Source organism: Pseudidiomarina tainanensis (assembly GCF_004214835.1).
GTDB classification, from domain to species: Bacteria; Pseudomonadota; Gammaproteobacteria; order Enterobacterales; family Alteromonadaceae; genus Pseudidiomarina; species Pseudidiomarina tainanensis.
On the sequence record NZ_PIQJ01000001.1, the window covers coordinates 1,231,215 to 1,251,075 of the forward strand.

Annotated in this window: 21 protein-coding genes and 4 tRNA genes; 9 read left to right on the plus strand and 16 right to left on the minus strand. The window is 46.8% G+C overall.

The window, feature by feature from the left end:
- Positions 1–12: 12 nt before the first annotated feature.
- From CWI82_RS06025 to CWI82_RS06065, 9 genes are all read right to left on the minus strand, one after another.
- Positions 13–306: a hypothetical protein gene (locus CWI82_RS06025; protein WP_130202930.1), complete on the minus strand. Its 294-nt coding sequence runs from the start codon at positions 304–306 to the stop codon at positions 13–15.
- A gap of 107 nt (positions 307–413) precedes the next feature.
- Positions 414–500, minus strand: a tRNA-Leu gene (locus CWI82_RS06030).
- Between the two features lie 29 nt (positions 501–529).
- Positions 530–603 (minus strand) — tRNA-Cys (locus CWI82_RS06035).
- Between the two features lie 8 nt (positions 604–611).
- Positions 612–686 (minus strand) — tRNA-Gly (locus CWI82_RS06040).
- A gap of 79 nt (positions 687–765) precedes the next feature.
- Positions 766–1,314 (minus strand): CDP-diacylglycerol--glycerol-3-phosphate 3-phosphatidyltransferase, encoded by a 549-nt coding sequence (pgsA, locus tag CWI82_RS06045; RefSeq protein ID WP_092854936.1) that lies wholly within the window; start codon positions 1,312–1,314, stop codon positions 766–768.
- A 15-nt stretch (positions 1,315–1,329) separates the two neighbouring features.
- Positions 1,330–3,195 (minus strand): excinuclease ABC subunit UvrC, encoded by a 1,866-nt coding sequence (gene uvrC / locus CWI82_RS06050; RefSeq protein ID WP_092854934.1) that lies wholly within the window; start codon positions 3,193–3,195, stop codon positions 1,330–1,332.
- Entirely contained in the window at positions 3,188–3,847 is a 660-nt protein-coding gene (locus CWI82_RS06055; protein ID WP_092854932.1) for a LuxR C-terminal-related transcriptional regulator, read from the minus strand. Before CWI82_RS06055 ends, uvrC begins: the two co-directional genes overlap by 8 nt.
- A 140-nt stretch (positions 3,848–3,987) precedes the next feature.
- Positions 3,988–4,779, minus strand: coding sequence for a thioesterase family protein (locus CWI82_RS06060; RefSeq protein WP_092854930.1), 792 nt, complete (start codon positions 4,777–4,779; stop codon positions 3,988–3,990).
- Positions 4,780–4,914: 135 nt separating this feature from the next.
- A tRNA-Ser gene (locus tag CWI82_RS06065) sits at positions 4,915–5,006 on the minus strand.
- A gap of 210 nt (positions 5,007–5,216) precedes the next feature.
- Here CWI82_RS06065 and CWI82_RS06070 point away from each other — a divergent pair.
- The 5 genes from CWI82_RS06070 to CWI82_RS06090 are packed head-to-tail and all read left to right on the plus strand — an operon-like array spanning position 5,217 to position 7,321.
- Positions 5,217–5,891: a Bax inhibitor-1/YccA family protein gene (locus tag CWI82_RS06070; RefSeq protein WP_092854928.1), complete on the plus strand. Its 675-nt coding sequence runs from the start codon at positions 5,217–5,219 to the stop codon at positions 5,889–5,891.
- A 12-nt stretch (positions 5,892–5,903) separates the two neighbouring features.
- Positions 5,904–6,272, plus strand: coding sequence for a DsrE family protein (locus CWI82_RS06075; protein WP_165383885.1), 369 nt, complete (start codon positions 5,904–5,906; stop codon positions 6,270–6,272).
- 10 nt (positions 6,273–6,282) lie between these two features.
- Positions 6,283–6,630 carry a DsrE family protein gene (locus CWI82_RS06080; protein ID WP_092854924.1) on the plus strand — a complete coding sequence of 116 codons (348 nt, stop codon included), beginning with the start codon at positions 6,283–6,285 and terminating at the stop codon, positions 6,628–6,630.
- Positions 6,631–6,638: 8 nt separating this feature from the next.
- Entirely contained in the window at positions 6,639–6,956 is a 318-nt protein-coding gene (locus CWI82_RS06085; RefSeq protein ID WP_165383886.1) for a hypothetical protein, read from the plus strand.
- A 35-nt stretch (positions 6,957–6,991) separates the two neighbouring features.
- Positions 6,992–7,321, plus strand: coding sequence for a TusE/DsrC/DsvC family sulfur relay protein (locus CWI82_RS06090; protein ID WP_092854920.1), 330 nt, complete (start codon positions 6,992–6,994; stop codon positions 7,319–7,321).
- Between the two features lie 5 nt (positions 7,322–7,326).
- On the opposite strand, the gene serS is transcribed toward CWI82_RS06090, so the two are convergent.
- The 6 genes from serS to lrp form a co-directional block, all read right to left on the minus strand.
- A complete protein-coding gene (serS, locus tag CWI82_RS06095) occupies positions 7,327–8,625 on the minus strand; it encodes a serine--tRNA ligase (RefSeq protein WP_092854918.1) in 1,299 nt (432 codons plus the stop codon).
- 19 nt (positions 8,626–8,644) lie between these two features.
- Entirely contained in the window at positions 8,645–9,010 is a 366-nt protein-coding gene (crcB, locus tag CWI82_RS06100; RefSeq protein ID WP_092854916.1) for a fluoride efflux transporter CrcB, read from the minus strand.
- A complete protein-coding gene (locus CWI82_RS06105; RefSeq protein ID WP_092854914.1) occupies positions 9,003–10,343 on the minus strand; it encodes a replication-associated recombination protein A in 1,341 nt (446 codons plus the stop codon). The genes crcB and CWI82_RS06105 overlap by 8 nt, the downstream gene beginning before the upstream one ends.
- Positions 10,330–10,971 carry an outer membrane lipoprotein chaperone LolA gene (lolA, locus tag CWI82_RS06110; protein ID WP_130202931.1) on the minus strand — a complete coding sequence of 214 codons (642 nt, stop codon included), beginning with the start codon at positions 10,969–10,971 and terminating at the stop codon, positions 10,330–10,332. Before lolA ends, CWI82_RS06105 begins: the two co-directional genes overlap by 14 nt.
- A gap of 24 nt (positions 10,972–10,995) precedes the next feature.
- Positions 10,996–13,398 carry a DNA translocase FtsK gene (locus CWI82_RS06115; protein ID WP_092854910.1) on the minus strand — a complete coding sequence of 801 codons (2,403 nt, stop codon included), beginning with the start codon at positions 13,396–13,398 and terminating at the stop codon, positions 10,996–10,998.
- 145 nt (positions 13,399–13,543) lie between these two features.
- Positions 13,544–14,035 (minus strand): leucine-responsive transcriptional regulator Lrp, encoded by a 492-nt coding sequence (gene lrp / locus CWI82_RS06120; protein WP_092854908.1) that lies wholly within the window; start codon positions 14,033–14,035, stop codon positions 13,544–13,546.
- A 168-nt stretch (positions 14,036–14,203) separates the two neighbouring features.
- On the opposite strand from lrp, the gene ald reads away from it, so the two are divergent.
- The 4 genes from ald (at position 14,204) to infA (ending at position 17,534) form a co-directional block, all read left to right on the plus strand.
- Positions 14,204–15,331: an alanine dehydrogenase gene (gene ald, locus CWI82_RS06125; protein WP_092854906.1), complete on the plus strand. Its 1,128-nt coding sequence runs from the start codon at positions 14,204–14,206 to the stop codon at positions 15,329–15,331.
- 156 nt (positions 15,332–15,487) lie between these two features.
- Entirely contained in the window at positions 15,488–16,447 is a 960-nt protein-coding gene (trxB, locus tag CWI82_RS06130) for a thioredoxin-disulfide reductase (protein WP_092854904.1), read from the plus strand.
- A gap of 27 nt (positions 16,448–16,474) precedes the next feature.
- Positions 16,475–17,173 (plus strand): leucyl/phenylalanyl-tRNA--protein transferase, encoded by a 699-nt coding sequence (aat, locus tag CWI82_RS06135; protein WP_130202932.1) that lies wholly within the window; start codon positions 16,475–16,477, stop codon positions 17,171–17,173.
- 142 nt (positions 17,174–17,315) lie between these two features.
- Positions 17,316–17,534 (plus strand): translation initiation factor IF-1, encoded by a 219-nt coding sequence (infA, locus tag CWI82_RS06140; RefSeq protein WP_054487875.1) that lies wholly within the window; start codon positions 17,316–17,318, stop codon positions 17,532–17,534.
- A 17-nt stretch (positions 17,535–17,551) separates the two neighbouring features.
- On the opposite strand, the gene clpA is transcribed toward infA, so the two are convergent.
- Entirely contained in the window at positions 17,552–19,825 is a 2,274-nt protein-coding gene (gene clpA, locus CWI82_RS06145; protein WP_092854899.1) for an ATP-dependent Clp protease ATP-binding subunit ClpA, read from the minus strand.
- Positions 19,826–19,861 lie beyond the last annotated feature (36 nt).

A 19,861-nucleotide genomic window follows, 5' to 3' on the forward strand; every position in this document is an offset into this window, starting at 1 on the left:
AAATTTGAATTTTTAGATGGTTATTGGCCAAGGTGGGCCGCGGGCAATGCCTTTGTAGCGACGTTGAATAAGGGGAGATTCAAATGTCTGAACCGCATTGTCCAGACGAGGAATAACAATTTTAACGACGTCAGGCGCAATCGCGTCATAGTCTGGATCGTCAGAACCATGAGAGTCTGGCGCGACTAATAGCGCAATCGAATCTGGCTCGAGTTGATAGCCTTCTACAGCTAGCACTTTCCCCTGCGGTACAAACCACAGTAGTGAAAATACAACGGTAAACAGACTAACGCGTATGAAACTCACAGACTACTCTTGTTAACATTGACTCAAATCAAAGATAAGGACTAACCAGCCAATAAACAAGTAAGAGAGAAAAATAAATTTAGAGTTGATGTGGTCTTCAAAAAGAATGGTGCCCGGGGCCGGACTTGAACCGGCACGCTGTTACCAGCGAGGGATTTTAAATCCCTTGTGTCTACCAATTTCACCACCCGGGCATTTCTGTATTGCCTGAGGTATTCTTCAATGGAGGCGGGTCCCGGAGTCGAACCGAGATCCACGGATTTGCAATCCGCTGCATAGCCATTCTGCCAACCCGCCATTGAGTTTGGAGCGGGAAACGAGATTCGAACTCGCGACCCCAACCTTGGCAAGGTTGTGCTCTACCACTGAGCTATTCCCGCATCCAGTGCTTGCGCATTCTACTGTCTATTTCGGCGAGGTCAACGACTTTTTCGCATGAAAGCGTCTGTTTGGCTATTTTTAATCCACTTGGCTTAAATCTGACCAAGCAGCGCGCAAATATTCCCACATTGACCATAACGTTAGAATAAACGCAGCATACAATAAAATCGTCGCGGTGACGATAACAAATGTATTGGCTTCCCAAATTAATCCACCAATAGCGACCATTTGTGCAATTGTTTTAAATTTGCCTAAGTTTGAAACTTTTACCTGTTCCTGTCGGCCAATCTGCGCCATCCATTCACGCAACGCAGAAATCACCAGCTCACGGCTAATAATTGCAAGCGCGGGTATACTTATCCACCACGCGGCATAGTGCTCCACCACAACAACCAAAGATGCCGCAACCATGACTTTATCAGCAACTGGGTCTAAAAATGCACCGAACTTGGTAAATTGATTAAATTTACGCGCCACCCAACCGTCAAGCGCATCTGTAATACCGGCTACAGCGAAGACGAAAGCCGCCCAAAAATGAGCATCCTGACCAGGTAAATAATAAATAATTAAAAAGACCGGTATCAGTAAGATCCGGAAGCTCGTCAGAACGTTAGGAATGTTCCACATTGGTTATTTTGTCCTCTATTCATCACGAAAGGCATGATATATGGTTTCAGCTAATTCGCGACTAATTCCTGGCACTGCGATAAGTTGCTCAATACTAGCTTGTTTTACTTCCTGTAATCCACCTAGATTTTGCAATAATTTTTGCCGTCGCTTCGCGCCTATACCTGGAATATCTTCAAGTTTTGATGTGCGTCGTACCTTGGCGCGGCGCTGACGATGGCCGGTAATCGCAAAGCGGTGAGATTCATCGCGAATATGCTGAACCAGATGTAATGCCGGCGCATCAGCTGCCAACGGAACGGTCGCATGACTACCGGCTAAAATAAGGGTCTCTAAGCCCGGTTTTCGGGATTCACCCTTTGCGACACCAATCAATAACGGTGATTTGACGCCAGCATCAACGCCCCAATCATTAAAGTAAGCTTCGGCTTGAGCTAATTGCCCCTTGCCACCATCAATAAATAAAATATCTGGAATGGCGGCCTTGCCTTCATCGCTTAATAGCGCGGCATCAAAGCGTCGCTGCAATGCTTGCGCCATGGCAGCATAATCATCTCCTGGCGTAATACTTTTAATGTTGAAACGTCGATAATCTGACTTCTTCGGGCCTTGACGGTCAAATACCACGCATGAGGCTACCGTTTCTTGGCCCATGGTATGGCTGATATCAAAACACTCCATACGCTGAATTGGATGCTCAAGGTCAAGCACTTGCTCTAATTGTTGCAGGCGCATCACCATGGTGTTTTCTTGATTTAGTTTGCTTTCAAGCGCGTTGAGCGCATTCTTCTGCGCCAAAATTTGGTATTGCTTGCGTTCACCACGTACGTTGTGAGTCATACGCACTTTCTGCGCAAGTGCCTGCTCGAGAACTTGGAGGTTATGCTCAGGATCAAGCACTTGTGCGGCATTTGCCTCGGGTAAAATAATTTCACGCGGTAATCGTCGTCCGACTTGATCATTCAGGTAAAATTGCAGCATAAATGCGAGTAAAATTTCCGCGTCGTCGGTATTTGCTGGAACTTTAGGAAAATAGCTACGACTCCCCTGCACCGCTCCTTCACGAATAAATAGCAGATGCACCGCCGCAATGCCGCCGCGACGCACAAACCCGATGACATCGAGTTCTTGTTGATTGCCAGTCACAGCATTGCGTTCTTGTACTTTGCGCATTGCTGCAATTTGATCCCGAAAGCGCGCAGCTCGTTCAAAATCCAAGCTCGTACTGGCACGTTCCATATTTTGTACCAATTGATCGATAACTTGTTGGTTCTTACCTTGCAAAAATGATTTTGCTAACTGTACTTGCTCTTGATACTCGGCGTCGGTGCAATAGCCTTCAACACAAGGCGCTAAACAGCGCTTAAGTTGATACTGCAAACAGGGTCGGCTACGCGCTCGATAATAAGAATCTTCGCACTGACGCACTGGAAAAATCTTTTGCATGAGGCGCAAACTTTCGCGCACGGCAACACCACTCGGAAATGGCCCAAAATAATCGCCTTTTTCACGACGTGCACCGCGATGAAATGCTAAACGCGGATGTTGATGGCCACTGACAAAAATATAGGGATATGATTTATCGTCACGTAACAATACGTTGTAACGCGGTCGATATTTTTTGATGAAGTTATTTTCAAGGATCAGTGCTTCAGCTTCGGTATTGGTAACCGTCACATCCATTGAGGCAATTTGCTTGACTAGAGTTTGGGTCTTTGGCGTGTCGATATTTTGTCGAAAATAACTGCTGACACGCTTCTTAAGATCTTTCGCTTTCCCCACATAGATCACCACACCATCACCATCGTACATCCGGTAGACGCCCGGTTGATGGGTTAAATGCTGAATAAATGCTTTGGAATTAAATTGCGAATCAGTCATACCTTTGCGTTGGGTCGATTTCAACAAGCCCTGATTGTATCGCAAGATGCGTCAATTCGACATCTCCTCCGACACCAAGTTTGCTAAAAATCCGATAACGAAATGTATTTACGGTCTTGCTACTGATATTCAGATACTTTGCTATATCAACAACACGGATGCCGCGCCCTAGCATTTGCGTCACTTGTAGCTCACGCTCGCTCAGCGATTTCAACAAACGGCGGAAACTCTGAGTTCGAGGGTTTTTCGCCAAATACTCAGCTACTTCGCTCGCTACGTACATCTGTCCGCGGCTGATATTGGCACACGCACGCTCAAACTCTTCATAACGCGCGTGAGTCAACAAAAAGCCATCGACTTTATTGGTATTACATTGAAAATCCAGTACATCTTGGAAATTTTCGGCCCATAGTATTATCTGAAGATCATTGTATCGTCGGTGTAATCGGCGCCAACTTTCTATCGTCCCATCACCTGCAAGTCGACTGGATAAAATGACAGCTGCGAACGGATGATTTTTAACTTCATCACGTAATTCATTAATGGTCGAAACACTTGCTACTACTCGGTATTTGTTATTATTTGAGCTCAGTGTTGTATACATTCCAGCACGCAACAAATCGCTTGGTATTGCAATAATAAAGTCGGTCATGACGACACGGTCCTTGTGTGGTTAGCTTAACGAGATGTTCGTTAAGTGACCTCAGATATGAACTATTTGTGAATCAAAATCAACAATAAATTCATAAAACTACATATTAATCATCAAATAACTTACAAAGTGAAGCGATGTTAACCAAAGACCGTTACAGTTTGTCGGCTAATGGCTACTAATTTACCAACATCATCCCAAATATGGGCGTGCGTATGCCCATAACCGTCTGCTGCATAGTCGATATAGGCAACATACTGCCACCAGTCATGACTGCTTTTCTGAAAGTCTAACGGCTCTGGAAACTCTATCGTCCAGGTTAATGAACTCGCGGGCGCTGGTGCATTCAAATGCGGTAACAACGCCGGAGGCCAAGCATCGACTAATCCGAGTAACAAGCCGATCGAGATCGGTTGTTGTTCTTGGCTATAACGCATCCAGCCGCCAAATTCGCGTGCTTTGTTGCCGCTAAAAGGTAAACCGCCCACTGACACAGCGTAATCATAGTGATGCGTGAATTCGGGCAATGCCGCAACTTTCGGAAATGCAGGACCATGTTCACGCCCAGGCACTTGCGCTGTAGGTGTGTCGGTTACCCGAACCGCTGAGGGACGCGAACGCCCATAACTGGCAAGTGCTGCCAAGACAGTCTCATTTCCTTGCACAATTTCAACAGCGATTTGCGTCACATTTTTACCTTCGCGAAGCACTCGACGCTTAAGCTCAGCTTGACCTGGTTGTATCGGCGCCACAAAAGAGACGGTGAACGCACGCAGCGCTTGCTCGTTGCTGGCACCATAATGTGCATGTTGCCAAGCTATTGCAGCGGTTAGCCCGCCGAATAGCGCACGCCCCTGGCCCCAACCTTCAGGCAACTCAATGGTTTGCTCTGCTGACTCAGTAATGAGATCAAGAACTTCCGAAAACAACATAAAACCTCCGACATCGTTATTCGTTATTCGTTATTCGTTGTAGTATACACAGGTACGACCAGATGGGAATGGATGTAAATCATTTTGATGCAGAAACGAAAAAGCCCGCTCATGTGAGCGGGCTTTTGGGAATAGTGGCGGAGAGAGAGGGATTCGAACCCCCGGTGGGCGCGAGCCCACGCCTGATTTCAAGTCAGGTGCATTCAACCGAACTCTGCCATCTCTCCGCGGTCTTATGAGGTGTGTGCCTCAAGACGAAGCGAATGATAAAGAGGTGAAACACGCTTGTAAAGCAAAAATTTAAATCAAATGGATCGTTTGCTGGCATTTTATACAATCAGCACCTTATTTCACTTGAAAACATTGCCTTGTGCACCCATTTTTACGGTACACTGGAGTCAGTTAAGAAAAGATTTCAGATAACAACGGAGATATCCATGAGTAACCAAGCTCACATTTCAACCTCGCAACGTAGCGAAACGGTATTACAGACCAACAAAGTTTTACGTAACACGTACATGTTATTGGGTCTCACGTTAGCTTTTAGCGCGTTCACTGCATTTTTGTCAGCAAGCATGAACCTGCCCCACCCAGGTTTTATTATTACGCTGGTTGGTTTTTACGGCTTGTTATTCTTAGTCCATAAAACAGCGAATAGCGGCCTTGGTTTGATTTCAACCTTCGCTTTGACTGGTTTTATGGGATATACCCTTGGCCCTATTCTTGGCATGATTAGCGCCATTGGACCTGCTGGCGATCAAATTATCATGACGGCCTTAGGCGGTACCGCATTAATTTTCTTTGCATTATCAGCCTATGTACTGACAACGAAAAAAGATATGTCGTTTATGGGCGGTATGATGATGGCACTGTTTGTTGTGCTTATTGTTGCTTTCATTGCCAACATCTTTTTGAATATCCCTGCGTTAGGTTTGACCTTGTCGGCACTATTTATCTTGTTCTCTGCCGGTGCCATCTTAATGCAAACCAGCGCGATTATTCATGGTGGCGAGCGTAATTATGTACTCGCAACAGTTTATCTATACGTTTCGATTTACAACATTTTCGTCAGCCTTCTTAATATCTTGATGGCATTTGGTGGCGAAGAATAGAAAGGAATAACTGTGGCGCGGATTGTTATCGCATTACATGCAGCACCAGCTGCTGACATCCCAGCCCATTACCGCAGCCTGTTAGCGTATCAATACGCGCAGGCTGCGCTTGTTTCTGGGCACCAACTAGACATGGTGTTTTTTTACAGCGATGCTGTACTTCATGCCGCTAAGCAGGAAAATTCAAAGCTTGCACAACAGGCTATCGCGAATTGGCAAATGTTGAGCACCGAAAACAACATTCCTCTGGTCATCTGTAACACCGTAGCGGAAGTTGATCATCATATGGACACCGAGAATTTAATCGTGCCATTTGAAAATGGTGGCTTATCTGAATTTGCCATGGCCGCAGCAGCTGCCGATCAAGTCATCCAGTTTTGAAGGTTACCTCGTGAGTATCGCAATTATTCAAACGAAGAAGGCTGAGCAAGATACAACCTGGCACGGTCAAGATATGTTGTTATCGCTAGCTAGTATGGATCTTAACCCGCAGCTCATTCTTACCGGTAATGGTATTCAACTCTGGCTGAAAGGTTACGATGTTGTCCGTAACAATCGTTCATTGCAAAAGCGTTATGCCATGCTAGAGCTATTTGACTGCCCTGCACCGTTGCTCAACCTTGCCGAATGCGATGAGGCAGGCCTAACCGCAGATGATTTTATTGCCCCCGTTGAAATTCTTGATGAACAAAGCTGGCAACAGCGCCTCGCTCAACTCAACAAGGTTCTCACCTATTAAGGTCGATGATGATTGATACAGCCGCATTGGATAATCCCAAATCAGCCGTGTTCTTAGTGCGCCAATGGCCAAGTGAGAAATGGCTAGCACAATGGTTGAGCGCTGATGCCACCTTAGTTTTGAGTGAACAAGCACTTATTGCTGCCGTGAACGACCCAACATTGCTTGATTCATTGTCGTTAACACCCTACGCGCTTTACAGTGAAATAAAGCTTCTGGAGCTTGAAGAAGTACCGGCATCAATTATTCAACTTGGTGACGCTCGTTGGGTGGAACTATCGTTAGACGCTGCAACGTATATGGTTTGGGATGAGCCCAACCAATAGTCGCAATAACCAACTAATCACATTAGAGCAGAGATATGTTTGAGCTGAATGGACGTCACTACGAAACCGACAAGCATGAATATTTAGCGCACTTCGATGAGTGGTCACCTGAATTGGCTGAATATATTGCAGAACTAGAAAATATAGAGTTGACCGATGCGCATTGGGAAGTTGTGAACTTTGTGCGTGATTTTTATCAAACTTATGATACGAGCCCAGCCATGCGCGTATTAGTGAAAGCTATTGGTCAAAGTCTAGGTGCAGAAAAAGCCAACAGCATGTACTTATACAAATTATTCCCTAAAGGCCCAGCGAAGCAAGCGACACGCATAGCGGGCTTACCGAAGCCCGCCAAATGCATTTAATCGCGTTAGGCGACGCTAATCTTAGTCAAGCCGCCCATATACGGCTGTAATGCCGCTGGGATAGCTACAGAACCATCAGCTTGCTGATAGTTCTCCAGCAATGCAACCAACGTGCGCCCTACCGCCAGCCCAGAGCCATTCAGTGTATGCATTAACTCAGGCTTCTTCGCACCTTTACGACGGAAGCGAGCTTGCATACGGCGCGCTTGGAAGTCCCACATATTTGAACACGAGCTAATTTCACGATACTTGTTCTGAGTTGGTAACCAAACCTCAAGATCATAAGTTTTTGCCGCCCCGAAGCCCATATCGCCCGTACATAACAAGACTTTTCGGTATGGTAATTCGAGTAACTGCAATACTTTCTCAGCGTGACCGGTAAGCTGTTCCAGAGCTTCCATCGAGTCTTCTGGCTTAACGAGCCATACTAATTCAACTTTATCGAATTGATGTTGACGAATCAGACCGCGGGTGTCGCGCCCATGCGAACCTGCCTCGCTACGAAAACATGGTGTGTGGGCTGCGTACTGCAACGGTAATTGTGACTCATCAGCAATCTCATCACGCCATAGATTGGTCAGTGGCACTTCCGCTGTTGGAATCAACGACAATGGCACTTGGTTTTCTGTTGCGCCTTGTACATGGAATAAATCTTCGCCGAATTTAGGTAGCTGGCCAGTACCAAATAAGGTGTCATGATTAACCAAATACGGCACATAAGCTTCTTGATAACCATGCTCAGTGGTGTGTAAGTCCAACATGAATTGGGTTAATGCACGATGTAAACGCGCAATGTGACCTTGTAGTACAACAAAACGCGCACCCGCGAGCTTAGCACCCGCATCAAAATCCATGCCGTTGTTTAACGCCGAGGCAACATCCACGTGATCTTTTGGTTCAAAATCGAATTGGCGCGGTTCTCCCCACCGACTCACTTCAAGGTTATCGTCCTCATCGGCACCTAATGGCACCTCTGCATCCGGCAAATTGGGTACGCCAGCTATGATAGCTTGTAACTCATTTTGTACGTCGGTGAGTTCTTGTTTGGCTGCTTCCAACTGTGCGCCAAGGTCATCCACTGCCGCTAATAATGGGGCGATATCTTCGCCTTTCGCTTTCGCTTGGCCGATTGCTTTTGAACGGGAATTACGTTCTGCTTGAAGTGTTTCGGTACGAACCTGCAGGTCTTTACGCTGTTGCTCCAGCGCATCAAGGCGAGCGACATCTAAAACAAAACCACGTGTCGCTTTTAAGCGTTCAGCGGTTTCCGTGAGTTCACTACGAAATAACTTAGCGTCTAACATGTGTTTCCCAAATCAAAAGTTAAGACTTCAGCCACAATGCTAAAAGCACTGCAGCAATACATCCGACAATATTTAACAGCGCATAGATAACGGCTTTCAGCCATTCACCCTGTTGTGCCAGTAGCACCAAATCAAGGGAGAAGGTTGAAAATGTTGTAAAGGCCCCTAACGTGCCTACGCCCAGCAGCAACCAAAGTTGTTGATTCACGCCGTCTTGGTTCAGTTGCCAAGCGAACAATAGCGCCAATAAAAAAGAGCCTGTTATGTTAACGATTAGTGTGGCGAAAGGAAATAATTTGCTGAGATTAATTAGCCACAACCCGATACTGTAGCGGCCAACAGCCCCAATAGCGCCACCTAATGCCACCCAAAAAAAATTAGTCATCGCCACCTCGTTGCCAAGTGCTGGCTTGGTGCTGCTGGTTCATCCAATTTAGCTTTTCCTGCAACTGTTTTTCCAAACCGCGATTACTCGGTTGATATAGTGAGATATTGTCGAGCTTACTTGGCAAATAGCGTTCGCCGGCAACAAATGCATGAGGATAATCGTGTGCGTAGCGATAGTCGACGCCATACCCTTCGGTTTTATGTAATTGGGTCGGGGCGTTCGTGAGATGCTTCGGTACTGGCAAGTCAGGATACTGCTCTGCTAATTTTTGGGCTTGATTAAATGCGTTATACACGGCGTTACTTTTCGGTGCCATGGCGCAAAATATTAATGCTTGAGCAATCGCACGCTCACCTTCAGCTGGTCCCACCCGAGTAAACGTATCCCAAGCGTTCAAGGCTAGTTGCATGGCGCGCGGATCGGCATTACCAATATCTTCCGATGCAATCGCTAAAACGCGCCGAGCGACAATCAACGGGTCACCGCCCCCCTGGAGTATACGAGCATACCAATACAATGCGCCATCTGGCGAAGAACCGCGCACCGATTTATGCAATGCTGATAACAGCTCGTAATACGCATCGCCTTGCTTATCGAATATGGCTTGCCGACTACCAACAGCCTCTTGAACCAGATTAAGATCAATTTGCTCGTCTGTCGTCGCGTCGGCGCAAATCTCAAGAAAATTAAGTGCGCGCCGTGCATCACCTGCCGCGGCATAGATTAAATAGTTGAATGCATCATCAGCAACCGTTAAGTGTCGGTTGCCGAGGCCTCGATCTGAGTCTTTTAGCGCTTGCGTAAGAACGTGCTGTATATCGGTGTCATCTAAATGCTTCAAACGGTAGACGCGGGTACGTGATAAGAGCGCATTATTGAGCTCGAATGCGGGATTCTCTGTGGTCGCACCAACAAATATAATGGTACCGTCTTCAATGTGCGGTAAAAACGCATCTTGCTGGCTTTTATTAAACCGGTGTACTTCATCCACAAATAGAACAGTACGACGCTGTTGTGCTTGTGCGCGTTGCTTGGCCGTATCGATTGCCGCTCGAATGTCCTTCACTCCGGCGGTTACCGCGCTGATTCTGTCCAATGTTGCATTGGCGCTGTTCGCTACCATTTCTGCCAAGGTTGTTTTGCCAGTACCTGGCGGGCCCCACAGAATCATGGAATGCAAAAGCCCCCGGTTTATCGCCTCATAAAGCGGCTTACCAGGGGCTAACAGGTGTGACTGCCCAATATACTCATTGAGCTGCCTTGGCCGCATGCGCGCGGCCAAAGGCCTAAAATCAGGTTCTAAATCCAAACGACCGTTAGCGCTGGTCATCCACATCAATCCCTTCCGGCACTTCAAATTTAAATAGCTCGCGGCTCAATGCACGATTGAGCTTCACATTTTCAAGCTCAATCGTGCTGATTTGACCTTGACCATCATCAAGAATAATTCGTTGCAGCTGTGCCGCTTCGCCCTTTTCGTTGAACACGAGTTGCAAACTCTGCGTGCTATCTGCACTGGGTAATGGTTGCAAAGCGTAGCTGTTGGCCTCAGCTTTCACTTCGTAATCAGCCCATGCTTGGCTATCGCCATCTAACAACAATAATAGCGGGCTTTGCGCCACCGCGTCGGCTTGCGCATAAACAGTTACTTGCTCAACGAATGGATTGTAATACCAAAGATTCTGGCCGTCCGCGACCATGAGCGTTTCATCTGGTGCATCGGTTTGCCAATGCAACAGGTTCGGTCGCGCCAAAGCCATATGCCCGTGCAACTGTTGCACTAATTCACCGTTACTGTCAGTCACTTCTTGCGAAAAATCAGCTTCCAGCGTTGTTAAGCCATCAAGACGCGTTAACAATGCTTGTCGATCTGCATCAGCGGCCATAACGGGCAACGCTAACAGCGAGCTAAATAAACTACCGATAAGCACTACCGAGATTTTCTTAAATACATTCATAATTTTTTCCGTTACAACTTTGAGTTAATCGCGCGGTGGGCGCGGCGCAAGAACTTCGCGTTGGCCATTATTTCCGGCACTAGTAACGACACCGCTCGCTTCCATTTGTTCCACAATACGGGCGGCGCGATTGTAACCAATTCTGAATTTACGCTGCACACTGGATACCGATACACGGCGAGTTTCGGTGACAAAAGCAACAGCCTCATCGTAAAGTGGATCGCTTTCCTCGTCACCCAAATCAAGTTGTTCGCCGGGTAATAGATTATCCTCATCCAAACTACCGTTAAGAATTTCGTCTAAATAGTTCGGTTTGCCGCGTTTTTTCCAATCCGCAACCACCGCATGAACTTCATGATCATCAACAAATGCGCCATGTACACGAGTAGGAACACCGCTTCCTGGCGGTAAGTAAAGCATATCGCCCTGCCCCAATAACTGGTCGGCACCGGGCTGATCTAGAATAGTCCGTGAATCAATTTTTGACTGCACTTGGAACGCGATTCGCGTTGGAATATTCGCCTTAATCAAACCCGTAATAACGTCTACTGATGGACGCTGGGTCGCTAGAACTAAATGAATTCCAGCCGCACGGGCTTTTTGCGCGATACGCGCAATCAATTCCTCAACTTTCTTACCCACAATCATCATCATGTCAGCAAATTCATCGATGACGACAACGATACTAGGTAACTTCTCTAAATACGGCGGTAACTCATCCATCGAATCGCCTGGCTTCCAAATTGGATCGCGTAGCGGTTCGCCCGCTTCTTTCGCCTCTAAAACCTTTTGGTTGTAACCTTTTAAGTTACGCACGCCAAGTGCTGACATGAGTTTATAACGTCGCTCCATTTCACCAACGCACCACCGCAACGCATTTGCGGCGTCTTTCATGTCCGTCACAACTTCAGTCAACAAGTGCGGGATGCCCTCGTACACCGAAAGTTCAAGCATTTTCGGGTCGATCATGATCAAACGAACATCTTCCGGCGAGCTCTTATAAAGCAAGCTCAAGATCATTACGTTCACGCCCACTGATTTACCAGAACCTGTGGTACCGGCAACGAGTAAATGTGGCATTTTCGCCAAATCCACAACAACTGGCGCGCCAGAAATACCTTTACCCAGCACCATGGTTAATGGCGATTGACTCTGTTGGAATGCATCACATGCGATAACTTCGCTAAAGAATACGGTTTCTCGCGATTTATTAGGTAGCTCAAGTCCCACGTATGATTTGCCCGGTATCACTTCCACCACGCGCACTGAAATTGCACTCAACGAACGCGCAATATCTTTATCGAGGTTGGAAATCTTTGATACCTTCACACCAGGCGCTAAATCGAGTTCAAAGCGCGTAATTACTGGGCCAGGCTGCACGTTCGCAACTTTGACTTCCACACCGAAATCTTGCAACACCGCTTCAACCGTTTGGCTAATTTGTTGAAGCTCTTCAGGCGTTAATGGATTACCGGTTTTATTTGGTCGATCCAACAGTTCAATCGATGGCAACGGATCAACGCTCAATACTGGCGCGCCATCGGTATCATCGTCTTGGTCAGCCTGGATTGTTGATTTATCTTCATCATCAGATGGCACCGCAACTGACTTCGATGATTTTGGCTTGAATCGCGCATTATCGGCTGGTTTGGATACATCTTTACGTGGCGTTATATCACCAAGTGCTGACTCATCCTCGTCGAGCGCAGATAATGTTAAGTCGAGATCAAGCTCAGGTTCTTGTCGGATGGTCGTAGCCGGCAGAGTTTTCTGGCTTGGCGACAATTGCTCTGGAACCTTGGCCTTCTCAGTTTTAACTGGGCGCTCATAAGCCCGGACTTTCGCAACGAGCTTCTTCGCCAGAGCGATCAAACCAAGCGTTCCAGTGATGGTTACTTCACCAAGTTTATCGGCTAACCAAATCCAAGAAATACCTGTGACTAGCGTTAAACCAGTACACAAGAACGTCAACAATAATAATGTTGTGCCAATAAGGTTGAAATACGGCAGTAACGAGGTACTGATCACATCACCAACCACACCACCGGCTGAAAATGAGTAGATATCGCTAAAGTTTAACGCCGCTAGTGCAGAAGCGCCGATTAAGGTTAGCACGAGTCCGATTAAACGTAGTCCGACGGCTAAATAATCCAGCTCAAGTAATTTATGGGGCTGGCGAAACATCATGTAGCCCAGTGAAGCCAATCCGAACGGAATGAGATAGGCGACAAATCCAAAAGCAAACAACAAGGCATCAGCAAACCAAGCGCCAATTGCGCCGGCAGCATTATGAATATTGCCTTCATAGGCTGTTTGTGACCAACTTGGATCGGCTGGATTGAAGCTAGCTAATGCTAAAAATAGAAAGATAGCAAAAGCGCCGCAGAGTATGAGGCCAACCTCTAAAACGCGTTGTACACCACTCATAAACCACTCCAGCTCGCTGATTGACTTACCATAGGGTTCTGTCGTCCTTTTGTTCTGAGCTTTACGTTATTATTATTTTAAATTTATTATCGCAACCATTGTAACTTGCTTGACCGTGTTATTCAGCTATTTATCCAGCCTTTTCTTAACCTTTAATCAGTACCTTATTATCATCCTTAACTTCTTCCATAACCACATAGGTACGTGATTCATTCACACCCGGCATGGTGAGAATGGTCTCACCCAATAGTTTTCGATAGGCAGGCATATCGGGAACACGTGCCTTGATTAAAAAATCAAAATCGCCGGCAACCAAATGACATTCTAAAATTTCCGGGGTTTTCCGCACCGCTTCACTAAACTCAGCAAACGCATCTGACGAGGTTCGAGTTAAGGTTATTTCAACAAACACCATTAAGTTTGCACCCAATTTAGCGGGATTGATACGGGCGTGATAGCTATCAATAACCCCTTCACGTTCAAGCTTACGGACGCGTTCATTACATGCGGTTGCACTCAATCCCACACGCTGAGCGAGATTGACGTTACTAATGCGGCCATCGTCTTGCAGGATACGCAGAATCTTCCTATCGATTCGATCAATAGTTATTTCCACTGGTTCTTCGGCACTAAACATATTTTTTCTCTATTTTAAGCGTTATATACCTATTTATAGCCTATAAACAGCCTTAAAAAAAGTACGAAACACACCTAGGTTATCATCTATAATTGCCGCCGACTAAAGTTGCTGAATAAAAGCGACTCAACAACCTTTAATACAAGCAATAATCGGAGACGCACAACCATGTTAATTGGTGTACCTAAAGAGATTAAAAACCACGAATACCGCATTGGCTTAACCCCTGCAGCAGTTCGCGAGTATGTTGCCCATGGTCACCAAGTCATGGTTGAGCAAAACGGCGGCTTAGCGATTGGTTTCACCAATGAAGACTACGAGCAAGCTGGTGCCACGATTGTTGCAGATCCGAAAGAAATTTTCGCTAAAGCAGAAATGATTATTAAGGTAAAAGAGCCGCAGCCACATGAATGTGAACAATTACGCGAAGGCCAAATCCTTTATACCTACCTGCACCTTGCACCAGATCCAGTGCAAACTGAATTGTTAGCCAAAGCTGGCGTAACGGCTATTGCGTATGAAACCGTTACTGATCGCAATGGTGGCTTACCCCTACTAGCACCAATGAGTGAAGTTGCTGGCCGTATGTCGATTCAAGCCGGCGCCCACCACCTTGAAAAAGCGAACGGTGGTAGTGGTACCCTATTAGGTGGCGTACCGGGCGTTGCTCCAGCAAAAGTATTGGTTGTCGGCGGCGGTGTGGTTGGTACCCAGGCTGCTAAAATGGCAGTTGGCATGGGTGCTGACGTGACAATTCTTGACCGCTCACTTCCACGTTTACGTCAGCTTGATGACATCTTCGGTGGCCGTGTGAAAACCATCTACTCAACGGTTGATGCCATTGACGTGTTCTCACGTGAAGCTGATTTGGTGATTGGCGCTGTATTGATTCCGGGCGCCGCAGCACCGAAATTGCTAACCCGTGAACATTTACAAAACATGAAACCAGGCTCGGTTGTTGTTGACGTTGCGATTGACCAAGGCGGTTGTTTTGAAACTTCCAAAGCAACAACCCATCAAGATCCAACCTACGTTGTTGAAGATGTGATTCACTACTGTGTTGCTAACATGCCTGGTGGTGTTGCACGTACGTCAACTATCGCGTTGAACAACGCAACTCTACCATTTGGTCTCGCGCTAGCGAACAAAGGCCTGAAAGCAATGGCAGATGACCAGCACTTGTTGAATGGCTTGAACATGCATAAAGGTAAAATCACTTACAAAGCAGTTCATGACGATTTAGGTGCGCAACTCGGCCTTGAATATCAAGACCCAGCAGAAGCTATCAAAGCCTAAGCTGTATCGGCCCAGAGTGCCGGAGCGATTGCTTGACAAGACCCGCCGTGGATTTCCACCGCGGGTCTCTTGTTTCAGAGGCTTGTAATTCATACAATCGACCCCATAGTTCCAATTATCAAGCCGAAAAATAAAGAACAACGGAGTACCATACTTATGGCTGAAGCCAAACATTGCCGCCTGCTGATCCTCGGTTCAGGTCCAGCGGGTTACACTGCAGCTGTTTATGCAGCACGCGCAAATTTGAATCCTGTTTTAGTTACTGGCATGCAGCAAGGCGGTCAATTGACCACCACTACCGAAGTCGAGAACTGGCCAGGTGACCCAGAAGGCCTAACCGGCCCTGACCTTATGGTACGCATGCAACAACATGCAGAAAAATTTAATACGGAAATGATTTTTGACCATATTAATCGCGTTGATTTCTCCAGCAAACCGCTGAAGTTATTTGGTGATTCGGGTGAATACACCGCTGATGCAGTGATTATTGCTACTGGCGCCTCAGCAAAATATCTCGGTTTAGACTCTGAAGAAGCATTTATGGGTCGCGGCGTATCGGCCTGTGCGACTTGTGATGGTTTTTTCTATCGCAACCAAAAAGTTGCCGTGGTTGGCGGCGGTAATACAGCTGTTGAAGAAGCGTTGTACTTAGCAAACATTGCAAGCGAAGTGCACGTCATTCACCGCCGTGACAGCTTCCGTGCAGAAAAAATACTCGTTGATCGGTTAATGGATAAAGCCAACAACGGTAATGTGACGTTGCACCTCAACAAAACTCTTGATGAAGTGTTGGGCGACGACGCCGGTGTAACGGGTGTGCGGATTAAGGACACCAACGACGGTTCATTATCTGAACTTGACGTGATGGGCTGTTTCATTGCCATTGGTCACCAGCCAAATACCGGTATTTTTGCTGAACAACTCGAAATGCACGACGGCTACATTGTGGTGAAGTCAGGTTTGCACGGTAATGCTACTGCAACGAGCGTGCCTGGTGTATTTGCCGCGGGTGATGTGATGGATCACATTTATCGCCAAGCGATCACTTCTGCGGGTACCGGTTGTATGGCCGCACTTGATGCCGAGCGTTATCTTGACGGATTAACCAAAGCCTAAGCGCTTTGGTTACATGGCAGAACTCCGGTGTTGTTTGAACTAGCGAACGACTCGGTCTGGTTTCCTTCACCAGAGTTCGCCTTACGCGATCCCGATGGCCTCCTCGCAGTTGGCGGAGACCTTCATCCCGCACGTTTAATTGAAGCTTACCGCAACGGTATTTTCCCTTGGTATAGTGCAGCAGATCCTATCTTATGGTGGAGCCCAGACCCGCGCACCGTTTTTACGCCGAACAGTCTTCATATAAGCCGTTCGATGCAACGCTTTCTCAAACGTACTTCCCTGCATGTCACTTTGAATAAGGCGTTTGAACAAGTTATCCAGGCTTGTGCGAAAGTTCATGAACTCGCTGATCGTGGCGTGTGGATCCATCCGGAAATGCAAAAAGCCTATACTCAGTTGTATCAATTAGGGCATGCGCATTCAGTCGAAGTCTGGGACAACAACCAGCTGGTCGGCGGTTTATATGGCGTTAGTGTCGGCAACGTTTTTTGCGCTGAAAGCATGTTTCATACCGTGACCAATGCCAGTAAAACGGCACTTTTAGTGTTTGCAGAAGTATTCTTTGCAGCTGGCGGGCAATTGATTGATGCCCAAATACGTAATGAACACACTGCCAGCCTTGGCGCTCATGATATTTCTCGACAACGTTATCTGAACAAATTACACACTCAAAACACGCTATTGCGTACAAATTTTTGGACACCACGTTCCTTAAAAGCCTGATCAATCATGATAAGCAGTGGCAATTGTCATCAAAAACGGCTAAAATTCTGCCACTTTTCGCGGCGTAAGCCTTATTCTACGTTAGCAATTTAATCAAATTTGCGAATTCATCGCATCATTAGAAAATTTATCGAGGACTTGAATGGCAAAAGAAGACAGTATTGAAATGCAAGGCACGGTATTAGAAACCCTGCCGAATACAATGTTTCGTGTTGAGTTAGAGAACGGCCACGTGGTGACCGCTCATATCTCTGGCAAAATGCGTAAACACTACATTCGCATTTTAACCGGTGACACTGTCACGGTGCAGCTTACTCCGTACGACCTGACCAAAGGCCGTATCGTCTTCCGCGCCCGTTAATTCAGGCCACTCGCGGTTCAATCAGTGGTTGAACCGCGTGCCTCCCGCTCGTCAATCTTCAGTTCTAACTCACCTTTAGAAACCGATACTTTCACCGCACCACCGTGCGCCAATTTCCCGAATAATATCTCGTTGGCTAACGGCTTCTTCAAATGCTCTTGAATTACCCGAGCCATCGGCCGCGCCCCCATTGCTTTATCGTAGCCCTTTTCAGCTAACCAGCGAATCGCAGCGGGTTCCAGTTCAAGTGACACATGTTTCTTGTCAAGTTGTGCCTGAAGTTCGCAAATAAATTTATCGACGACTTGCTCAATCACCTCTTGGTTCAGGTGATTAAACCAGACAATACCGTCTAAACGATTGCGAAATTCTGGTGAGAATGTCCGATTAATTTCAGCCATCGCGTCAGGCGCATGATCTTGTTGTTGAAAACCAATCGATTGGCGCACCGTTTCTTGCACGCCTGCATTGGTCGTCATCACCACAATCACGTTACGGAAATCAGCTTTGCGACCGTTATTATCGGTTAACGTGCCGTGATCCATCACTTGCAACAAGATGTTGTAGATGTCGCCATGCGCTTTCTCAATTTCATCGAGGAGCAACACACAATGCGGATGCTTGATCACTGCGTCAGTCAACAAACCACCTTGCTCAAAACCAACATACCCAGGCGGTGCACCAATCAAGCGGCTCACCGCATGACGTTCCATATATTCCGACATATCAAAGCGAACAAATTCAATCCCCAGTACTTTGGCGAGTTGTTGCGTGATTTCAGTCTTGCCGACCCCAGTTGGCCCCGCAAATAAGAACGAGCCAATTGGCTTATGTTCCTGACCTAAACCAGAGCGCGACAAGCGAATCGCCGATGTCAGCTGATCAATAGCCTGATCTTGACCAAACACCACGAGCTTCAAATTACGATCAAGATTTTTCAGAATTTGCTGGTCGCTACGCGAAACCGATTGCTCAGGAACCCGTGCAATTTTAGCAATGATATTTTCAATATCCTGAACACCAATGGTCTTCTTACGTTTTGACGGTGGTAACAATCGCTGGCTCGCGCCCGCTTCATCAAGTACATCAATCGCTTTGTCTGGCAAATGCCGCTCATTAATATAACGTGCTGACAACTCTGCTGCCGCGCGAATGGCCGGCTGGGTGTAGCGAATACCATGGTGCTCTTCGTAACGCTCTTTTAAACCCTGCAGAATGCGGGTAGTGTCGTCAACAGATGGCTCCGCTACATCAATCTTTTGGAACCGGCGCACCAACGCACGGTCTTTTTCAAAAATATTCTTGTACTCAGTGTATGTTGTCGAGCCAATACATTTCAGCTCACCACTACTTAACAGTGGCTTGAGCAAATTGGAAGCATCTAATACACCGCCGCTCGCTGCGCCGGCACCGATAATCGTATGAATTTCATCAATAAATAGAATCGCATCAGGTTGTTCAGCAAGCTCTTTCAATAACTGCTTAAAGCGCTTTTCAAAATCGCCGCGGTATTTGGTACCGGCGAGCAATCCCCCCATATCCAACGAATAGATAACCGCATTTTGAATCACGTCGGGAACGTCATCGGTTACGATGCGATGCGCTAAACCTTCTGCAATCGCTGTTTTACCAACGCCGGCTTCGCCAACCAATAACGGATTATTTTTGCGGCGACGGCACAACACTTGAATACAACGCTCGACTTCAAAGTCCCGCCCGATGAGAGGATCAATTTTCCCTTCACGCGCACGCGCGTTTAAATTCGTACAAAAACGCTTCAAAAAGCTTTGTTGCTCTTCGGTTTGGGTTTCGATGGTCTCTGCGTCGTTACTATCCGTTTGTGCCGACTCATCGTCGATTTTGGTCATACCGTGTGACAAATAATGCACAACATCAAGGCGAGTAATATCGTGTTTATTTAACAGATATACTGCGTGCGATTCTTGCTCACCAAAAATAGCAACCAATACGTTGGCACCGGTCACTTCACTATTACCAGATGATTGCACATGGAACACAGCTCGTTGTAATACGCGCTGAAACCCTAGAGTCGGTTGGGTGTCGGTATCTGCACTTTCATCGTCGAAACTTGGTGTGCTGCGATCAACATAACTCAATAATTCTTGCTTTAACTGCGTGAACTCGAGCCCGCAGGCGCGCAACGCTTGCGCCGCTTCTGGATTATCCAGTAACGCTAACAATAGATGCTCTACCGTCATTAATTCATGACGATGATCTCGGGCTAACCGAAATGCATCATTTAAAGTGATTTCTAGCGCTTTATTTAACATGAGCTACTCCTCAAAAGGCCCAGTGTTCAGCTTGCA

Coding starts and splice junctions, on each gene's coding strand:
- pgsA (WP_092854936.1), bottom strand. CDS start 1,314: ATGTGGAACATTCCTAACGTTCTGACGAGCTTCCGGATCTTACTGATA.
- uvrC (WP_092854934.1), bottom strand. CDS start 3,195: ATGACTGATTCGCAATTTAATTCCAAAGCATTTATTCAGCATTTAACC.
- CWI82_RS06055 (WP_092854932.1), bottom strand. CDS start 3,847: ATGACCGACTTTATTATTGCAATACCAAGCGATTTGTTGCGTGCTGGA.
- CWI82_RS06060 (WP_092854930.1), bottom strand. CDS start 4,779: ATGTTGTTTTCGGAAGTTCTTGATCTCATTACTGAGTCAGCAGAGCAA.
- CWI82_RS06070 (WP_092854928.1), top strand. CDS start 5,217: ATGAGTAACCAAGCTCACATTTCAACCTCGCAACGTAGCGAAACGGTA.
- CWI82_RS06085 (WP_165383886.1), top strand. CDS start 6,639: ATGATTGATACAGCCGCATTGGATAATCCCAAATCAGCCGTGTTCTTA.
- CWI82_RS06090 (WP_092854920.1), top strand. CDS start 6,992: ATGTTTGAGCTGAATGGACGTCACTACGAAACCGACAAGCATGAATAT.
- serS (WP_092854918.1), bottom strand. CDS start 8,625: ATGTTAGACGCTAAGTTATTTCGTAGTGAACTCACGGAAACCGCTGAA.
- crcB (WP_092854916.1), bottom strand. CDS start 9,010: ATGACTAATTTTTTTTGGGTGGCATTAGGTGGCGCTATTGGGGCTGTT.
- CWI82_RS06105 (WP_092854914.1), bottom strand. CDS start 10,343: ATGACCAGCGCTAACGGTCGTTTGGATTTAGAACCTGATTTTAGGCCT.
- lolA (WP_130202931.1), bottom strand. CDS start 10,971: ATGAATGTATTTAAGAAAATCTCGGTAGTGCTTATCGGTAGTTTATTT.
- CWI82_RS06115 (WP_092854910.1), bottom strand. CDS start 13,398: ATGAGTGGTGTACAACGCGTTTTAGAGGTTGGCCTCATACTCTGCGGC.
- lrp (WP_092854908.1), bottom strand. CDS start 14,035: ATGTTTAGTGCCGAAGAACCAGTGGAAATAACTATTGATCGAATCGAT.
- ald (WP_092854906.1), top strand. CDS start 14,204: ATGTTAATTGGTGTACCTAAAGAGATTAAAAACCACGAATACCGCATT.
- trxB (WP_092854904.1), top strand. CDS start 15,488: ATGGCTGAAGCCAAACATTGCCGCCTGCTGATCCTCGGTTCAGGTCCA.
- infA (WP_054487875.1), top strand. CDS start 17,316: ATGGCAAAAGAAGACAGTATTGAAATGCAAGGCACGGTATTAGAAACC.
- clpA (WP_092854899.1), bottom strand. CDS start 19,825: ATGTTAAATAAAGCGCTAGAAATCACTTTAAATGATGCATTTCGGTTA.